Source organism: Streptomyces sp. SID12501 (assembly GCF_010550245.1).
In the GTDB taxonomy this organism is placed as follows: domain Bacteria; phylum Actinomycetota; class Actinomycetes; order Streptomycetales; family Streptomycetaceae; genus Streptomyces.
The window spans coordinates 1-408 of the sequence record NZ_JAAGLU010000889.1 but is presented as its reverse complement, the minus strand read 5'-3'; the positions used below and the strand labels follow the sequence as shown (position 1 = coordinate 408).

The window sequence follows — 408 nt, the reverse complement described above, 5'->3', positions numbered from 1 at the left end:
CGTGTTCTGTCCGTGGAGCATCCCGAGAAAGGCCTCCACGGTACGGTCGAACCCCTCGAAAACGGTGGTGTCAGCGCTCACGCGACCGGTGCGGAGAGGGGGGACGAGCAGATCCTCCAGCTCCTGCTGGAGATTGGTGTGGTGACGTACCAATACCCCTTCCATCCGCAGGGACTTGTGCACGACCTCGAAGAGGTTGTGGGGTGCGGCCGGCGCCCGGTCGCCGTGGTACATGGAGATCGCACCGACCCAGGCGATGCGCCCGAACTCGCGCAGCGAGGCGATCGCACCCTCCAGGTGTTCCCCGCCGACGTTGTCCACGTAGACGTCGATCCCGTCCGGCGCGGCCTTCGCCAGCTGCTCGGCGACGGGGCCGGTCTTGTAGTTGAAGGCGGCGTCGAAACCGTA

At 66.2% G+C, this 408-nt stretch carries 1 protein-coding gene; it reads right to left on the bottom strand.

Annotated features, from left to right (window positions below):
- A partial coding sequence (locus G3I71_RS48990) for a zinc-binding dehydrogenase (RefSeq protein ID WP_164325455.1) occupies positions 1-408 on the bottom strand: 408 nt, incomplete at both ends.